At 53.6% G+C, this 16777-nt stretch carries 17 protein-coding genes; 4 read left to right on the forward strand and 13 right to left on the reverse strand.

From position 1 onward, the window contains the following. A partial coding sequence (locus tag IE065_RS12940) for an integrase core domain-containing protein (RefSeq protein WP_194500037.1) occupies positions 1-499 on the forward strand: 499 nt, incomplete at its 5' end. Positions 500-761: 262 nt separating this feature from the next. Next, complete coding sequence (locus IE065_RS12945; RefSeq protein ID WP_189515748.1) at positions 762-1097, forward strand: STAS domain-containing protein; 336 nt, start codon at positions 762-764, stop codon at positions 1095-1097. 50 nt (positions 1098-1147) lie between these two features. Here the strand turns inward: IE065_RS12945 and IE065_RS12950 are convergent, their stop codons facing one another. Continuing rightward, entirely contained in the window at positions 1148-3196 is a 2049-nt protein-coding gene (locus tag IE065_RS12950; RefSeq protein ID WP_189515750.1) for an ATP-binding protein, read from the reverse strand. A gap of 115 nt (positions 3197-3311) precedes the next feature. Then, entirely contained in the window at positions 3312-3725 is a 414-nt protein-coding gene (locus tag IE065_RS12955; RefSeq protein ID WP_189515753.1) for a tellurite resistance TerB family protein, read from the reverse strand. Between the two features lie 251 nt (positions 3726-3976). Here IE065_RS12955 and IE065_RS12960 point away from each other — a divergent pair, with 251 nt between their 5' ends. Then, positions 3977-4495, forward strand: a complete 519-nt coding sequence (locus tag IE065_RS12960; protein WP_189515755.1) for a phage regulatory CII family protein — start codon at positions 3977-3979, stop codon at positions 4493-4495. A gap of 2 nt (positions 4496-4497) precedes the next feature. On the opposite strand, the gene IE065_RS12965 is transcribed toward IE065_RS12960, so the two are convergent. The 4 genes from IE065_RS12965 to IE065_RS12980 all read right to left on the reverse strand — a co-directional run bounded on the left by IE065_RS12965 (position 4498) and on the right by IE065_RS12980 (position 8212). Beyond that, positions 4498-5022, reverse strand: coding sequence for a rhodanese-like domain-containing protein (locus tag IE065_RS12965; protein ID WP_189515756.1), 525 nt, complete (start codon positions 5020-5022; stop codon positions 4498-4500). Positions 5023-5117: 95 nt separating this feature from the next. After that, a complete protein-coding gene (locus IE065_RS12970; RefSeq protein WP_189515758.1) occupies positions 5118-6428 on the reverse strand; it encodes a glutamate-5-semialdehyde dehydrogenase in 1311 nt (436 codons plus the stop codon). A 90-nt stretch (positions 6429-6518) separates the two neighbouring features. After that, positions 6519-7805 carry a hypothetical protein gene (locus IE065_RS12975; protein ID WP_189515760.1) on the reverse strand — a complete coding sequence of 429 codons (1287 nt, stop codon included), beginning with the start codon at positions 7803-7805 and terminating at the stop codon, positions 6519-6521. 35 nt (positions 7806-7840) lie between these two features. After that, positions 7841-8212 carry a dUTPase gene (locus IE065_RS12980; RefSeq protein WP_189515762.1) on the reverse strand — a complete coding sequence of 124 codons (372 nt, stop codon included), beginning with the start codon at positions 8210-8212 and terminating at the stop codon, positions 7841-7843. 118 nt (positions 8213-8330) lie between these two features. Here IE065_RS12980 and IE065_RS12985 point away from each other — a divergent pair, with 118 nt between their 5' ends. Next, on the forward strand, positions 8331-8960 hold the full coding sequence (locus IE065_RS12985) for a methionine biosynthesis protein MetW (RefSeq protein ID WP_189515764.1): 630 nt from the start codon (positions 8331-8333) through the stop codon (positions 8958-8960). Positions 8961-9092: 132 nt separating this feature from the next. On the opposite strand, the gene IE065_RS12990 is transcribed toward IE065_RS12985, so the two are convergent. The 7 genes from IE065_RS12990 to cobA all read right to left on the reverse strand — a co-directional run bounded on the left by IE065_RS12990 (position 9093) and on the right by cobA (position 16770). Then, the gene (locus tag IE065_RS12990; RefSeq protein WP_189515766.1) at positions 9093-9767 is read right to left on the reverse strand and encodes a SanA/YdcF family protein; all 675 of its coding nucleotides are present in this window, start codon (positions 9765-9767) and stop codon (positions 9093-9095) included. Next, positions 9764-10450, reverse strand: a complete 687-nt coding sequence (locus IE065_RS12995; RefSeq protein ID WP_189515769.1) for a lipid-binding SYLF domain-containing protein — start codon at positions 10448-10450, stop codon at positions 9764-9766. Before IE065_RS12995 ends, IE065_RS12990 begins: the two co-directional genes overlap by 4 nt. A gap of 113 nt (positions 10451-10563) precedes the next feature. After that, positions 10564-11052 carry a hypothetical protein gene (locus IE065_RS13000; protein WP_189515771.1) on the reverse strand — a complete coding sequence of 163 codons (489 nt, stop codon included), beginning with the start codon at positions 11050-11052 and terminating at the stop codon, positions 10564-10566. Beyond that, a complete protein-coding gene (gene clpS, locus IE065_RS13005; protein WP_189515773.1) occupies positions 11045-11338 on the reverse strand; it encodes an ATP-dependent Clp protease adapter ClpS in 294 nt (97 codons plus the stop codon). The genes IE065_RS13000 and clpS overlap by 8 nt, the downstream gene beginning before the upstream one ends. Before the next feature lie 66 nt (positions 11339-11404). Next, entirely contained in the window at positions 11405-14125 is a 2721-nt protein-coding gene (locus IE065_RS13010; protein ID WP_189515776.1) for a hybrid sensor histidine kinase/response regulator, read from the reverse strand. A 247-nt stretch (positions 14126-14372) separates the two neighbouring features. Continuing rightward, entirely contained in the window at positions 14373-15134 is a 762-nt protein-coding gene (locus IE065_RS13015) for a substrate-binding periplasmic protein (RefSeq protein WP_189515777.1), read from the reverse strand. A 121-nt stretch (positions 15135-15255) separates the two neighbouring features. Next, complete coding sequence (gene cobA / locus IE065_RS13020; protein WP_189515779.1) at positions 15256-16770, reverse strand: uroporphyrinogen-III C-methyltransferase; 1515 nt, start codon at positions 16768-16770, stop codon at positions 15256-15258. Positions 16771-16777 lie beyond the last annotated feature (7 nt).

The following is a 16777-nucleotide window of genomic DNA, read 5'->3' on the forward strand; positions in this document are numbered from 1 at the left end:
CCATAATCTATCGCATGCGACAAGCCGGAAACACACAGCAGCAAATCGCCTACGCTTTGGGCTTTTCGCAATCGGCCATCAGCAAGGAGCTGATGGCGCAACGCCGGGCATCGTGGTTACCGCCCAAAGCAGGCTCAGCAGATGGCTGATTACCGGCAGTGGCGTAGACAATGGACCTGAGTTTGCTGGCAAAGTGCTCGATGCCTGGGCTTATGCCAATGAGGTTCAGCTTGATTTTATTCGACCAGGCAAACCAACCGAAAATGGCTATATCGAGTCCTTCAATGGCAAGCTTCGCGACGAGCTGCTGAACACTGAGATCTTCTTTTCTCTGCCCGAGACCAGGGAAAAGCTTGAAGAATACCGCCTCGATTATAATACCTATAGACCGCACAGCTCGCTGGGCTATCGGCCTCGGGCCGAATACGCCCAGCAAGCTGCATCCAAGACAACAACAACCCAATCGAAACGGAAAATCCTAGCACTGCCCCTGGCATAAAGATTGGGAGCGAGTCATGACCGAAAATCTTCTCACTGACAATGGACTGATTTTATGGAGCCCCTGCCACATACACCTCTTTGCTTTATTGATTGAGGTTTGCAGGCCGGAAGCTGTGTTTTGATAATCAGGGTAACAGACAGGTGCCAAAATACACGATTTCCACTCCGGAACGATAAAAAATCTTGAATCAAAGCCATTGTCACCGTTTCTTGTAGCGAACAAACTTCGAACCAATAATTTACCAACCCCCCGTACCACTGTGGAAATCAACCAGGAAAAACAGGAAACCATCAATATTGTCAGCCTTAAGGGCCGACTAGACGCCGGCACTTCCGGGCAACTGGAAGAATCGCTCAACGCACTGGTCGAAGCCGGTGAACCCAAGGTGCTCGTTGACTGCCGCGAATTGGACTACATTAGCAGCGCTGGCCTGCGTGTTCTTTTGGCTGCGGCAAAGCAATTCAAGAAGCTCAGCGGCTCGATTGCACTTTCCACGTTGAATCCAAATGTGAAGCAAGTCTTCGAAATCTCGGGCTTTACGTCGATTTTCCCGATCTACGGCACGCGCGAAGAAGCGGTCGAAGCGCTTTCTTAAAGGAAGTTAGATTTTTTTTACCAACCCTGCCACTAACGTGGCGGGGTTTTTTATTGGGTGGGGCTCCGTTCGAAGTGTTCCTGAGCTTTCTGGATCAAGGCATAAAACTGCTCGTTGACCATGGGCTTGTTCATATATTCATCTGCCCCAGCGTCCAACGCTTGCTGTCGAGTGCTACCCACGGCATCCGCAGTTATGACGATAATGTAGGCAGGGATGAAGCCCGTGCGATCAGCCATGCTCTCCCGCTTACGGATGCGAGCGACTGCGGTCAAGCCATCCATATCCGGCATGTGCACATCGGCAATAATCAGATCGAAATCACCGGGAGAAAAGGCACGCAAAAGCTCTTCTCCGCAATCCACCACGTTGCAGCGATGCCCACGGCGATGAAGCAAGGCAGAGATAAGCTTTTGGCTGACGGGACTATCTTCGGCCACCAGTGCCTTTAGCGGGCGGCCTGCGAGCGTCACTGGCTTCTCCAGCGAAGTCTCCAGACTAGGTGCCGCGGCCCGAATGGGAATCGTGACGAAGAAGTTTGAGCCTTGGCCGAGAGTGCTGCGCACCCCGATTTCTCCACCAAGCATCTCCGTGAGACGTTTCGTAATGGCCAAGCCCAGCCCAGCTCCACCAAAACGCTTGGTAGCGCTCGCATCGACTTGAGTAAAGGAATTGAAAATGCGCGTCTGATTATTTTCCGCAATGCCGATGCCGGTGTCTCGCACCTCAATGGACAAGGAATACTCACAGAGCAGTTCTATAGAGCTGACAGGAGTGGCATCCACATGAATTTCCACAGAGCCAGCTTCGGTGAACTTGATGGCGTTGCCGGCCAGGTTAAAAAGAACCTGGCGCAGGCGGCTGGCATCAGTAACGACGGTATGCGGGGTGCGGGGTGAAATAATAATCCTCAGATCCAGATCTTTTCGAGCAATCTCATGTTGGAATATTGATTCGACTTCATGGAGCAGTGATTTCAGGTCAAAGGGCGAAAAATCCAGCTCAATGCGCCCGGCCTCAATCTTGGAGAAATCCAGTAGATCATTGAGTAGAGTCAGTAGATTATTGGCACTGGAGTGGATGATCTCAGCCAGCTCCAATTGCTCTTCATCCAGCTCCGTCTCACGCAGCAAGGAGGCAAAGCCCATGATGCCGTTCATCGGCGTCCGAATTTCGTGACTCATTGAGGCCAAGAACTCCGATTTTGCGCTGCTAGAGGTCTCCGCCTGTTCCTTTGCCGTACGCAAATTCTGAGATTCCAATCGTTGAGCAATCACCAATCGCTGCTGCAAACGGCGTTCGCGAATTTGTGCTTTGCGCAGTTGCTCCTGTTCTTCGTGCAACAGCTTTACTTTAGACTCCAACTCCTGCCGCGCGTGCTCTAACTCCGCTTCACGCGCTTCAATATGCGCCAGCATGTGATTAAAGTCCTCCGTCAACTGCCCAAGTTCGTCATTGGAGTTTTTAATAGCGCGCAATGAGTAATTCCCCGAGCGCGTAATCCGACTAGCAGTGTCGGCAAGCTGGCGCACCGGAATCAAAATGAAATCCAACAGGCGCGACGATAAACGCTGCGCCGTAATCAGGCAAACTCCGACAATCCCCAAGCTAATGAGCAACCCGGTAAAGATCGAATGCCAGAGCGGGTAAAGGCTGGAAGCCAGCGAGAGAAATCCGTAGTAACGGCCATCCTTAATGATTCGGCAATGCACCACGGCCTCGCCATTAATGAACTCCATATGGTCCTCGACCTCAAACTGCGCATCCCGCGGCGTCGCACTCTCAATCGATTGAGAAAATACGTAATCTCCATCGGCGCTACGAAAGCTGACCCACCGTAGATGCTCGTTGTTATACGGCAAAGACAATGCGTCCCCCAAATCAGTGGGTTCCGCACGATCCATCATCAACGCGATCCGATAACCGATCAGGTGGGCGTTACTGGCAAGCTCATCCTCTAGAGTACGCAGACTAACAATTGTCTGATATGTAACGATACCTGCTCCGGCCAGAACGACAATAATGACGCCCGTTAACCCAATGATCAGCGTTAGTTTATCCCGTAACGATCGGGAATTCAGATGGAATTTAAAATCCAAAATTATGCGATGACAGCCTTCGCCGTTATTTAGTTATTTGGCCCCAGTATGGTGATACGCAGCTTAGTTATACGAATAGAACGGGTCAAAATAAAAAAGGCCCGCCAACCTAGGCTCACTCCCCTAGAAGCGCAGTGCGCAACTCCGCTTCCAGCTCGTGTTCATCTGGACTTTCAATCCCATCACTCAGGAAAAGTTGATGACTAAGCTGGAAGGCTTTTTCACGGGTAGAGACATCGGCAAGTCGCTCGGACACACGTTTCAAAAAGCTCTCGCGCGCCTCTTGGCTAACCAAAATGTCCCGCACGCGGGTCACCGCCAAATCATAGTAGTTGTCGATACTTTGAACGGCCTGCCAGTCCATTGACTCCAAGCGCCGCTGGATCAACTGATCCTCAGCCAGTGAGACCGTGCGGTCTGAATACATGCAGAATACCAGCAGATCAACGATGGCTTCGCGTTGCTGCTGGGTGAGACCGTCAGCGGAATCACCACCAGCGCGGAAAAGTTTTTGGAAAAAGCTCAACATGTCAGTGGGAAAAGTATGAATCTAATGGGCTCACGGCAACAGATATTAGTAGGGCGAAATGCCCTAGGCCATCAAAATATCGTAAGCATTTTCACCATACGCTCAAGTAGTCGCGGGGGGGGTATTGATGTCAAAACTAAGAGTATATAAACAAGAGTTATATCCTGCGCAAAAACCAATGAAAATCATTATTTTTCGGTGGCTGGACAAAGCTTGCCACGCTCTGTCACGATTCGCACAATGCAGAAGTCATGAAATCCCATCAGGTGGTGAAGGCTTGCTTTGATAAGCAAAGCCCCAAACAAATCGCGGAGGATATCGGAGTCTCGGTATCGCTTCTCTACAAGTGGTCACAGCCCGTGGGCGAGACCCAAAGCGGCGCAATCAATCCGCTCGATCGGGCGGTACAGCTCAATTCAGTCGCCCCAGACAATGAAGTGTTGCATTGGCTTTGCCAGCAGGCCGACGGCGTCTTTATCCGCGATCCAGAGAGCGCAGCGCGGGCCTACCGCTACATGCCTGCCACCAATGACATTGTCCGCCAATTCGCAGCCCTCCTATCTGAAATAACTCAGGCTGCACTGGATAATAGGATCACTGAGCAGGAGGCAACCGCCATTCGGCAACTGTGGGATCGGCTAAAGGCCTATACGGAAGGCTTTGTCACCGCCTGCGAAGAGGGAAACTTTGCGCAAATCCGCGGCCTGCCGCTACCAGAGCCACCCACTGATTCAGGTGAGCCATCACCCAGCGGGATCGACTGTCGCTAAGCTTATCGGTTCCAAGGCATTTTGGTGAGCAATAGGGCCAAACCACAGGCACCCGTGAGACCGGCGAACGTCAGGCCAGCGCCGAAGAAGCCTGGGATCAGCAGGAACCAAGGGTTCACAAAAGCGCCGAGCAACGTGCCTACAAAGATGTTGGCTCCGGCCACAATCCTCACTTGTCGATCCAAAGAGATCGCACCGCCCGTGGGCGAAGTAAGACCTGCTTGACCGGGCCAAGCGCTCATCCCACCGTCCAGCTCAACGGCACCGTTGTGGCCTGCCTTAGCCCAAATTTCGAGCGCACGTTTGGAGCGCGTGCTCGATTGACAAATCAAGACGATTTTACGCCCATTGGCGGCATCAGCAAGCCGGCTCACCGTAGTAGCATCGAGTTGGTCTACCGGATAGTTAGAAGCACCGTCGATGTGGCCACTGCGGTATTCACCAGGGCTGCGCACATCGATCAGAAACCACTCATCAGGAGCGTGGCGTAGATTATCCGAGAGTTGTTGAGGCGATATGGAGTTCATTTCGATCCATTAGTCTACTCAACTCCATAAACATTACAGCACAAATCGTTATTTTTCAGTGACTTGCATCTTTGGTTCCTGACTCAAAATACTAACTACTTAACCTGCCCAGATCCGAAGATCAGATATTTGTAAGAGCACAGTTCTCGAAGTCCCATGGGCCCACGAGCATGCAAACGATCCGTCGAAATGCCAATCTCTGCACCAAGGCCAAATTCGTAGCCATCAGTAAAGCGGGTGCTGGCGTTCCAATAGACTGTGGCCGAATCCACACCGAGCATGAATCGCTTCGCCGTCTCCTCGTTACCAGTCACGATACCGTCGGAGTGAGCGCTGCCATAGAGATTAATTGCCGCAATGGCGTCGTCGACCGAATCCACCAACTTCACCGCAATGATGTAGTCGAGGTATTCTGCGTAAAAATCGTCTTCGGTCGCGTAGTTGTAATCAATCGACGGCACACCGTGGGCAATGCCGCCAGCATTGATTTTCTCCAGCACACGACCGGCAGCGTGATCGACGCGCATTTCAACGCCTTTTGCCTCAAATGCCCGAGCCAATTTGGGCAAGATGCTCGCTGCAACGTCCCGGTGAATAAAGAGATTCTCGATGGAGTTGCAGACGCCCACACGATCAGTCTTGGCATTGACCACAATGGACTCGGCCATATCGGCATCAGCCTCCGCATCAATGTATATCGCACACACACCCGTGTAATGTTTGATAACTGGGATACGGCTATTTTCCGCCACAAAGCGGATCAGCGTCTCCCCCCCCCTTGGGATAATGCAGTGGACGTATTTATCGAGCTTGAGCAACTCATTGAGCGCCCAGCGATCTGTCGTCGGAATCAACTGCACCGCCAATGGGTTAATACCGGCCTCAGTCAACGCCTCATGAATAATCTCTGCCAGCGCCATGTTCGTGTGGAAGGCCTCTTTGCCCCCACGCAGAATCGCTGCATTACCGCTTTTCAGGCATAGAATCGCGCAGTCAATAGTCACATTGGGGCGAGACTCGAAAATGATGCCCACCACACCAATTGGCACGCGCACCTTGCGAATGTCCAAGCCATTGGGGCGAGAAATACGCTCCAGCTCTTCGCCAACGGGGTCGGGCAGCGCCGCGACCTGTCGCACGCCATCAGCCATCTTGGCGATACGCTCCGGAGTAAAGGTCAACCGCTCAACCATAGCGGGCGCGAGCTCCAGAGCTTTGGCGGCGGCCAGATCCTTCTGGTTCATGGCCAGCAGGTCGCCCGTTGCCGCAACAAGGCGATCAGCCAGGATTTCTAGCGCTCGATTCTTCTGCGCTGCGTCCAGCGTAGCCAGCTCCAACGACGCCGCACGCGCCTGCTTGGCAATGCCAGTAATTAATTCCTTCAGATGTTCAGTCTCTTCGGCCATAGCTAAAGTGGAAAGCAAAACCGCCTTTTTGAAAAGCGCAATCCTCAGGCAGTCCTCTTATGCAATTCCAATAACTACGAACTCCGAAGGTTACTTAAACCGCGCCATAAGCGGAACCAAGACTTCGGTTACGACACCAGCACCATTGTCACGCGCATGGCCACGGGCAACAGCAGACACCGTGCGGGCTGAATCACTGTCTTCCCGGCCATCAGAGAAGGCGCGTTGGGCAAGCGAAAGATAGGCCGTGGCAAGGTCGAGGGAAATGGTCGCTAAATGCGCGTTGTTGCTGATTTCCGCGGCTAAGCCGAGAACGATCGGATTGTGTTGGCGAATCTGCCCGTCTTCCTTCCAATGTGGCAGGTCCGCACATTTGCCCAGTCCTAGGATATCTGTGTCAAAAATGGGGGCTACATCCAGATCGATAACCTCCACGGCATCTGGAAGTAGATGGCTCACGCTATCGAGCACTTGAGAATCGTAGCGATTGGCCCTAGTCATACGACGATAAAATCGGATGGCACCAGCCAAGCCACCCGCATCAGGGTCAAGTAACTCGGGCATGAGTGTGTCCAGAATCCTCTCTGCGGCGTCCCGAAAACGGTCATCGCGCGAGATGTTCCAAATTTTAAGCAATGCCTGAATCGCGTCTTCGGCCAGCAAGGCTTCCGCACGATGGACATTTTCCCGGCTATCATTGGCGATACGTGGCTCGTAGACCGGGCCTTTGGCGTCGAGACCAACCGGCAGCATGTCGCCCATTAGAATCGCGTCTGCCCAGCGACCACCATAAGCGATGGCAAACTTCGCGTAGCGCTCAGACTGGTTAATCCGATAGGCGACCAGCGCGAGGTTGATTAAATGAAAATGCGCAGGCGTGTTATAACTCGGAAAGCTATCGTGCGAGAAGCCCTCAGCACCCAAGGTGTGCGACGGGAAGCAAGCAGTCTCCTCATCATACCAAGGCCGCACATTCTCACTCCAGTTACCAATGTGCTCGGCAGCGTCGAGGACTTGGCCGATAGTCGCCATGTCGCCATCCAGTCGTGCTAATTGAGCCAGAAAAATCTCAAAATGCTGCATACCGCTGGTAACGTCGGCCATCCGCCAGTAGCCGTGGCGCCAAGCCTCGGTCTCCTTGAAATGCCGGGCCACCTGATCGCGAATTTTCAGCAAGAAATGTGCGCCAGGGTGAGTGGGCTCAAAATAGAGCAGCGGCAGCCAACCCGTCGCATAGATCGCCTGATCCGGCGTGTCGAGGGGGGGGGCATCGGCGTAGCGGCGTATGCAATCATTCGTCCATGCACTTACCTCACGCAACAGGTATTTGCCCGCTTCGCGCGGGTCCTGATGGCGGGCAAGCTTGTAATGAAACATGGGGCAACGAGAAGGCGCCGGGAACAATGCGCCTGTTAAATGTGTTTAGAATCCGCCTCGTCCTTGACGACGTATCCGCTGTCTTGTCGGGCGTGGTTAACTTTATTTTTCTTGGTATAAGCTTCGTAAACGTCTTCAGCAGTCATTCCAAGCACTTGAGCGGTGGAAATCAGGAAGTGGAACAAATCGACGACTTCCACACGTGCATTTTGCTCATCGAACTCTTGATACTTCGCCCACCATTTCCATGGAACTGAGTCAATCAGCTCGGCAGTCTCTTGCTGCATGGCCCGTGTATAGTTGAGGACCCATTTGATTTTTTCCTCCTGAGTAAGGCTGGAAGTATCGACCCCGATACGCTTGTTGAGCGCTTCCTGCTGCTGAAAAATTTCGTCGAGCTTATCCATATCCGTCACGAAAGCCCGCCTTTTGGCTTGGGGCAAGATTTTAACGCATCTACAACAGCGACTTGCGTTGAAAAAGGCGTTTACTCACGCAGTTAATGCGTCAAGCTGGCGCGCTGTTATGGGACGCCACGCTATCAAACGCGAAATGGACCTGCAAATCCTCCTAGAGTGGATTGCGGATGGTGCGCGCGTGCTGGATCTCGGCTGTGGGCGCGGTATTTTGCTTGAGGAGCTCATTGCCCGGAAGCACTGCTACGCCGTCGGGATCGACAGTGATCTAGCTAAAATCACCTCCTGCGTGAAGCGCAGCGTGCCAGCTTACCAAGGCGACCTCTGTGACATGCTCCCAGTCTACGACGACAATTCCTTTGACTGGGTGGTCTGCTCGCGCACGCTTCAGGAATTAAGCAACCCCCAGCAAGTCCTCCGTGAGGCGCTGCGCGTGGGCAAGCGCCTGGCGATTGGCTTTGTGAATCATGGCTACTGGCTCAATCGCTGGCATATGCTTAAGGACGGTTCCCGCGTAAAGAACGATGTCTACCCGGACCCGTGGTGGGCAAGTCGCGCAATGAACCCCGTTAGCATTTCAGGGTTCGAAGATTTTTGTCGTGCAGAAAATGCCGTGATCGAGCACCGCGTTTTTCTAGCAGAGGACTGGCGCACGCCCTGCAAATTCCTTCCCGGCTGGTTTGCCGGATATGCCGTTTATGAACTGCGCCAAGGCGCAGTTCAGGAGGTTAAAGTTTAAAGATTAAAGTCTGGGGGGGGGGCATGACGCAACGAGATGGCATCTCGAGACGGAAGCTCTGTAGATTCCTCAGCAACTGAAAGCTGGGCAATCTGGATTATGATGCCCCCCGGGGGGGGGGAGGGGGGGGCGTTAATTTGCGGTCAGCAGGTAGATTTCGCGGCCAAGGTATTTCGGGCGAGTGTCGAGGACTTGCACATCAAGAACGGCCTTCACGCGGGCCAACTCCTCACGGAGATTGGTCTTAATACCGGTGTTAAAGGGCACATCCCGTGCAGCGAAGCCTGTAGCGTCCATCCCGTTTTCCTGGGCCAAATAGAGGGCGCGCTCCACATGGAAACCCTGCGAAATGATTAAAACGTCGTTGCAGCCAAAGATTTCCTTGGCGCGGACCACCGAATCCAATGTGCGAAAGCCCGCATAATCACGCGCGATGTAGTCTGACGGCACGCCACGCTTGATCAGCGCCAGCTTCATTGCGGTGCTCTCGTCGTAGTGATTGGTTGGGTTTGCTCCGCTAACGAGTAGACGCTCAACTTTGCCTGCGCGGAAAAGCGCGGCAGCAGCATCCATCCGGTATTCGAAATAAAGATTTGCGCGTCCATTGGACAGCGTGGGGGAGGTCCCCAGCACTAAACCAACGGGGGCTGACGCGACATCGGCAATATCGGTTGCAACCCGGCCTTCTGCCGCTGCTGCGACGGTCGCCCGCGCCTTCCAGATCAGGCCACCTGCGACCATTACCCCGACGCCACCTGCAATCAGGCAACGTCGGGCAATGCGATTAAATATGGCGCGGGTGATCATTCACCTTCAACAATGGAATTGAGCTGTGAGTAGAACGTGTCCATCAGCGACGGCGCAGGCACTTCTCCGCTAAGAATTTGGTTTGGTGTAAACAGGTTGCTGTAAACCAGGTTGTTCAAATCAGTATCAACGGAGACGTAAACGCCGCCAATCGTCGCCCCAGCAAAGGCCCCATCCGAGATGGAATAGATGTAGATGTCAGATTTTGGCATCTTATCATTGGCCGCAGCGGCGTGGTCGGGGCCTGCAGTTGCGCTGGCCTTGGCGTCCAGAGAGACTTCATTGCCGACAAACTGCTCGATAGCAGTTTTAGTGTTGAGAACAAACACGTATTGCACGGTTTCAACGCCTAGCTGGAGGCCAATAGAGCCGCCACCGGTGTCAAAAGACGATGGGGCCGACCAACCACCTTCTGTCTTGGTGATTACGAACCCCTTGCCTTTCTGTCCGCCGATGCCGATGCCACCGCGCGTAACTGTCGCAATCGCCAAACCTTCAGCCTCTTGGATGACAAACGCCGGGATTGGCTTTTCAGAGGCTTGAAGCAGTTCGAAAGACGAACGGCACTTAATGATCAGCTCGTTCATCGCATCCGGCTTTGGGCCGCCGGGATTCTTAGCAGACAGGCTTAGCGCCAGAAGGCTGGTGGAAATAAGTATAGCAGAAATGGATTTCATTTTCATAGTGAACATAATACCATTTCGCAGCACCTTGTAAAGCGAATCTTTGCCAGAAAGTGTGTCTTCAAATGACAGCCCGCATCAATAAACGAGCACGCCACAGCCGACCCTCTTCCTTAATCCTCGTCTTCTTCAAAAAGCTCGTTGAAATCGTAAAAATCGGGCATGAGCTGGGCAACTAATGCCTCCTGAAAGCGTGCTAAAAACATGAAGCACAGGTAGGGCTTACGCTCTTCTGGGCCAAGCCGAGCCATATCCACCTGATCGCGCTCCAGCGCTTCTTCAGAAAATCGAGACAGGAACACTTCGCGAATTTTCAGGCGAATGGCCGAGGCCGCTCGCAAGGTGCTTTCAGCTTCCTCATCGGTGAGGGTCAAGGACTCCTCGGACAGCATTTTGCGCAGTAAATGGATGAGGTATTCGCCGTCTTCCCGAAGTTGCTCCAACAGACTGTCTCGCCATGCCTCCAGCAATAATTCGTCGTCATCCGGGACGCTGTCCAGAGAGATGGCCACTTGCAGATGCAGGCGCTGCTCAATGGGCTCTACCACATCCATCAAGGCTTGCAGGAAGTGCGGGCTGATCTGAATCGAAAGTTTAGGCATCGTGCTCTAAGCGGGCGTTCAGTTGCCACTTGTGTAGCTCATGGACGTAGTTTTCGGCCTTTTCACGTTCCCCTCCCCAAACAATGGAGCGCCCCTCCTCGTGGACCTCAAGCATGTGCTTGCGGGCTGTGTCTTCATCAAACCCCAAAACACGGCGAAACACTAGCACCACGTAGCTCATCAGGTTGACGGGGTCGTTGAGCACGATCACGTTCCATGGGGCTTCAGTTGCGACTGACGTGCTCGTATCGCTCTCCGTAAACGGATTATTCGCCATATTACTCATTATTACTCCCCCTAATTTAAACTCTGGAATGGGGAGAAGCAAGCCTCCGCCAAGGAATGAGTTGGCTCAAGATCGGAGTAAAAACGATTCCAGTGAGGCACGGATGAGGACGCCTTCACGGTCCAACTGAGCAAGCACCTCGATCACGCCCGCCCGGTCATGACGCTTGGCCGCGTCTTCCAGACAAGCGGCGCATTGGCCAAGGCGGATCGCACGGAGCAGACCCGATGCGCCCTTGAGCGTGTGTGCGTAGTGCTGCATCACATTATAGTCAAATGGGCCATCCGAATTGAAGCTCTTGAACTCCCGCTCCCAGTTTTCGTGAAACATACGCGCGGCCAAATACATGTCTTCGCGATCTTCTTCGCTCAGTTCTTTAGAGATTGCCTTGGGATTATAATGGGGGCCGCTAACTGTCGCACGACTTTCCATCTCCATACGTTCCAAAATGTGTTCGAGCACGTCGCGCATTTTTGCCGCCCGAAAGGGTTTGGTTAAGTAGCCGTCCATCCCGGCGTCGAGGCAGATTTGCTCATCACCTCGCATGGCACGCGCAGTCATCGCGATAATCGGCGTGCGGCGGTCGATGCTTTTTTCAATTTCGCGGATGCGTCGGGTCGCTTCCAAGCCATCCATTTTAGGCATTTGCACATCCATTAACACGAGGTCGAACTTCAGGCTCTGATAAGATTCCACGGCCTCAATGCCATCGCCGGCTAGTGTTACCTCATGCCCTAATTTGGACAGGCGCTGCATGGCGACCTCCTGATTGATTGGGTTGTCTTCAACCAATAAAATACGGAGTGACGATGTGTCCGCTGGAGGAGTAATCATCACATGCCCCCGGGGGAAAAATGGATCCGATGTTTTCGCTCCCTCAATCACCAGTCCAAATGCATCCAGAATGGCTTCCCGGAGTGCGTTCTGCTTAACGGGCTTGGTGAGAAAGCGCCCAATGCCCATCGTGCTGCCCCGCAGGCGTTCTTCCTGCGTAATCGCTGAGGTTAAAATGATCATCTTAATGTCCCGCAGACGCGCCCGACTGTGCACCAGCGAAGCGACATCGGTGCCGCTGAGACCCGGCATTTGCTGGTCCAATAGCAGAAGCTGGTAAGGATTGCCCTCTTCAAGCGCCCGCTCCAGTCGATCAATCGCCTTAACGCCGTTATCGCATGTGGCCGGACTCAAGCCCCAATGACGACAAACCTCGTCCAGTATCTGGCGATTCGTTAAATTGTCGTCGACAATGAGCACGCGACAGCCGTGAAGCTCCTCCAGCGTGATCATTTCGTTTTCGGTCTCGCTACTGACACAGCCCATCTCCAGCTCGACAATAAAGGTGGCACCTTCGCCCAGTTTACTGCGAACAGAGACGTCTCCGCCCATCATTTTTGCCAGTTTGCGCGCGATCGACAGCCCTAGCCCAGTGCCACCATATTTGCGAGTCGTCGAGGAGTCTCCTTGGATAAAAGTGTCGAATACATTCTCAATCCGCGTCGGGTTGATGCCGATGCCGGTGTCGGATACCTCTACCTCAATGCGCAGGCGCTCATTTTTCACAGAGAGTCGGCGAACGCTGACAATGACTTCGCCCTCTTCCGTGAACTTCACGGCGTTGCTCAGTAAGTTGTTCAGCACCTGGCGGAAGCGAATTGGGTCGCCCGAAACCACCGATGGCAATGCCGGGTCAATCTTAAGCGCCAACTCGAGCCCACGGTCACGCGCCAGAGTGACAAACTGGTCCATCGTGTCTTCGATGCTTTCGCGCAGGTCAAAATCAATATTTTCAAGCTCAAGCTGCCCGGCTTCGATCTTGGAAAAATCGAGCACATCATTCACCAGAGCCAACAGGGTATTGCTACAATTGAGCACCGTTTGCAAATAGCGATCCTGATCAGGCGTCACATCGCTCTCCAGGCACAGTTCGCTCATCCCGATGATTCCGTTGATGGGCGTACGGATTTCGTGGCTCATGTTCGCCAGGAAATCGCTTTTGGCCTGATTGGCCTGCTCAGCACGTTGAATCGCCTGGCGTAAGCGGTTCTCAGTCTGCCGCGCCTCGGAAATATCTCGACTTACAGAGACCAAGCCAATGCACAGGCGGTTGTGGTCAAACACTGGCATTTTCGTAGTCTGCAACCAATGGGCACCGCCATTACGAATCTGGAACAGGCCTACGTGATTAACGATTGGCTTGAGCGAGGTCAGCACCTCCTGGTCGGTCTCACTGACCCAGCGCGACGTCTCCTTGGTGACGAAATCCATGATCGACTTACCCACTTCCTGGCCCGGGTATTGCGTCTCCAATGCCCGTTGAAAGGCGCGGTTGGTAATGACGAAACGGCCGTGAATATCGGTGAAGTAAACGTAGTCGAGAGTGTGATCCATCAGGATCTGAAGCAGACGGAGCTCACTACGCGGATTCAGGATCATCTGGCCATTGACGACCGGATTTTCCATGACGATGAGCCAGACATGGTTCGGCGTATCCATGTCCGCCTGTAAGAGCACTTCGACGGCAAGATTCTGCCGTCCCACGATTTTCAACTTGCCGTGCCAAGCTTGTTTCTCCGTTTTGGCCAAGAGGGAATTCAATTGAAGACCCGCCTGAAGGGTGCTCATGAACTCACCTATATTAAGCCCGCTTTCCAAGCTATTCTCCACTCCCACCAATCGTGTAAACACATCGTTACAATGAACTACCATGCCCTTGCGATCGCACAGAGCATATGGCCAAGGCATTACCTTGGCTAGGTTTTCAGTCATTGACGGGGTTATACTACTCATTATCGGGAGATGAAATTACTTAGCTAAATTATCACAAATGACAAATACATTTCACAAAGCGCTCTACATCATCATCGATTAACACCACAAACCGTGCCCGAACTACCAAAGTCGTCCGAAAACAGAACTTCCACACCTACGCGGAAGCCGTGGCCCATGCTTTATATCGCCTTAGCGATCGGGCTCTTTATCTTTATTTTTAATCTTTTTCTGTTTTTAACAGAAGGGAGCTAACGCTCCGCCTAGATTAAAGGCTGATCCAGCGCCGCACAATGCGGTTAAGTTCGCCATTGGAAGCCCAAGTCGTCACCAGAGCATTGATCTGGTTGACAAACATTTGATTGTCCCGGTTCACGCCCCAGACCATTTGGTCGAGCGTTAACACCGGTCGAGCCGGCGTCACCCCGCGATTCTGGTAAGTTCCAGCCAACCAATAAATAGTCGGTGCGTCATGGATGAGTAATTCCACGTCGCCATCGGCCACCGCTTGCGCACCAGCTTCAGCCGAGGAATAAGTCACCAGTTTGGCATTAGGAAAACTAGACTGAACGAGATATTCACCGGTCGTACCGGCCTCAGCACCCACCTTCACGCGTGTGTTGCCAATCAAGCCAGGCAAGCCGTATTTCGAGGCATTTTTGCGCAAAACCAGCGCCATCTGGCCACTTTGCATGTAGGGCGTGGTCATCGCAATGATCGCCGCACGCTCCTGCGTGTAATTCATGCCAGCCATAATGATGTCCACGCGATTGTTTTGAAGTGCAGGGATCAGGTCTTCAAAATCCATCTCCACGATACGCAGCTCGCGGTTCATCCCCTTGGCCAACTGCTTCGCCAGATCAATTTCCAAACCGACAAGCTCGCCACCCTGCTTAAAAACAAATGGTGGCATATTAGCTGAAGTGCCCACCCGCAGCACATTGGCCGAAGCGGCCATTTCGTCTGCGGAATTGGAGCTGCCCTTTGCCCCGCTATTGGCGCAGCCCGACAAGCCAAAGCTAGCCAACATTAGGGACAGCAAAACAAATGCGTGCGCAAGAAAACCAACGGAACGGAATCCGGAAAAAGCTTGTTTGGATGTGTCGATAAGCACACGCCACAGTCCTCTCAGAGGGGAGGCTCCGTCAAGGTTAATCCCAAAGCGATTGCACGGCCTTGACCAAGCCTTCGATCGATGACTGCTTGGCCAAACGGTCCACTGGCAAGCCAATCTCGCGCATCCGCGCCGCGGTTTTCGGGCCAATTGCCACGCCCTTGGGCCGTCGCGCACCAGGTCCGGGCAATAAATTTTTCGCCTGCTGCACGAAACCGTCCACTGCACTGGAGCTGGCAAAGGTAATCGCATCAGCGCCGGAATCGCGGAATCGCGTTGCTGCCGGGTGGCCAGACAGATCCGTTAGTTCCGTCCGGTAAACCGGGAAGGCATCGACGATCGCACGGCCCTCCTCAAGCTTCCCGATCAGCACATCGCGGTTGCGATTGCCCGTAACCACCAGCACAGTTTCATTTTCCAAAGTTTCCTCGCGCAGAAGTGCCTCAGCAAGGGATTCACTCACAGCCTCATCAGGGACTAGGTCCACGACCAAACGTTGCTCACGGACGGCCTGCGCTGTCGTCTCGCCCACGCATGCAATACGCACTCCACCGATGCAACGTAAGTCGTCGAACTTCCGGTGAAATTTTTCAAAGAAATACTTCACGCCGTTCGGGCTGGTGAATACCAACCAGCGGTAAGCGCCCAATGACGGCCAGATGTCTTCTCCGGTCGACTCCGCGTCCTCGGCCACCTCAATCAAAGGTAGTTCAAGCACTTCGGCCCCCAACATTGTGAGCGCAGCAGAGAGCTCGCTTGCCTGCTCACGACTACGGGTGACCACCACTCGGCGGCCAAACAGCGGACGCTGCTCAAACCAGCCAATCTTCGTGCTCAGCTTCGCCACCTCGCCAATAATAACCACTGCCGGGGACGACAACCCTGCCTCCTCCTTCGCCGTCGCAACTTTGGCCAGCGTGGACAGCAAACTGCGTTGCCGTGGAGTCGTCGCCCATTGCACGATCGCAACTGGAGTTTCGCCGGACAGTCCGGCCTTGAGCAGCCGCGCCGTAATTTCGGCCAAGTGCCCCATGCCCATGTAAATACACAGCGTGCCGCCAACCGTGGCGAATTGCTCAAAATCAACGTGCATCTCGTGCTTTTCCGGGTCTTCGTGGCCCGTTAAAAAGCTCACCGAGGAGCTGAAATTGCGATGCGTCAACGGGATACCTGCATAGGCCGCTGAGGCCAACGCCGCCGTCACCCCAGGCACGATTTCGTAGGGCACACCGTCTTTCTGAAGTGTTTCAGCCTCTTCGCCGCCGCGTCCGAAAACAAACGGATCGCCGCCCTTGAGCCGCACAACGCTCTCCCCCGCCTTAGCACGCTTAACGAGGATCTTCTCGATCTCCTCCTGCGAAATCGCATGTAGATTTGGCTGTTTGCCCACGAAGATTTTCTCACACCCGACCTTGGTCCACTGGAGCAAGTCCGGATTGGCGAGATAATCATACACCAGCGCATCACAGCGCTCGATGAGCTCCTTGGCACGCAAAGTAACGAGCCCGGGATCCCCCGGCCCCGCTCCCACGAGATAGACTTTTCCTGGCATTGGCATA

This window comes from Cerasicoccus arenae, assembly GCF_014651635.1.
Taxonomy (GTDB): domain Bacteria; phylum Verrucomicrobiota; class Verrucomicrobiia; order Opitutales; family Cerasicoccaceae; genus Cerasicoccus; species Cerasicoccus arenae.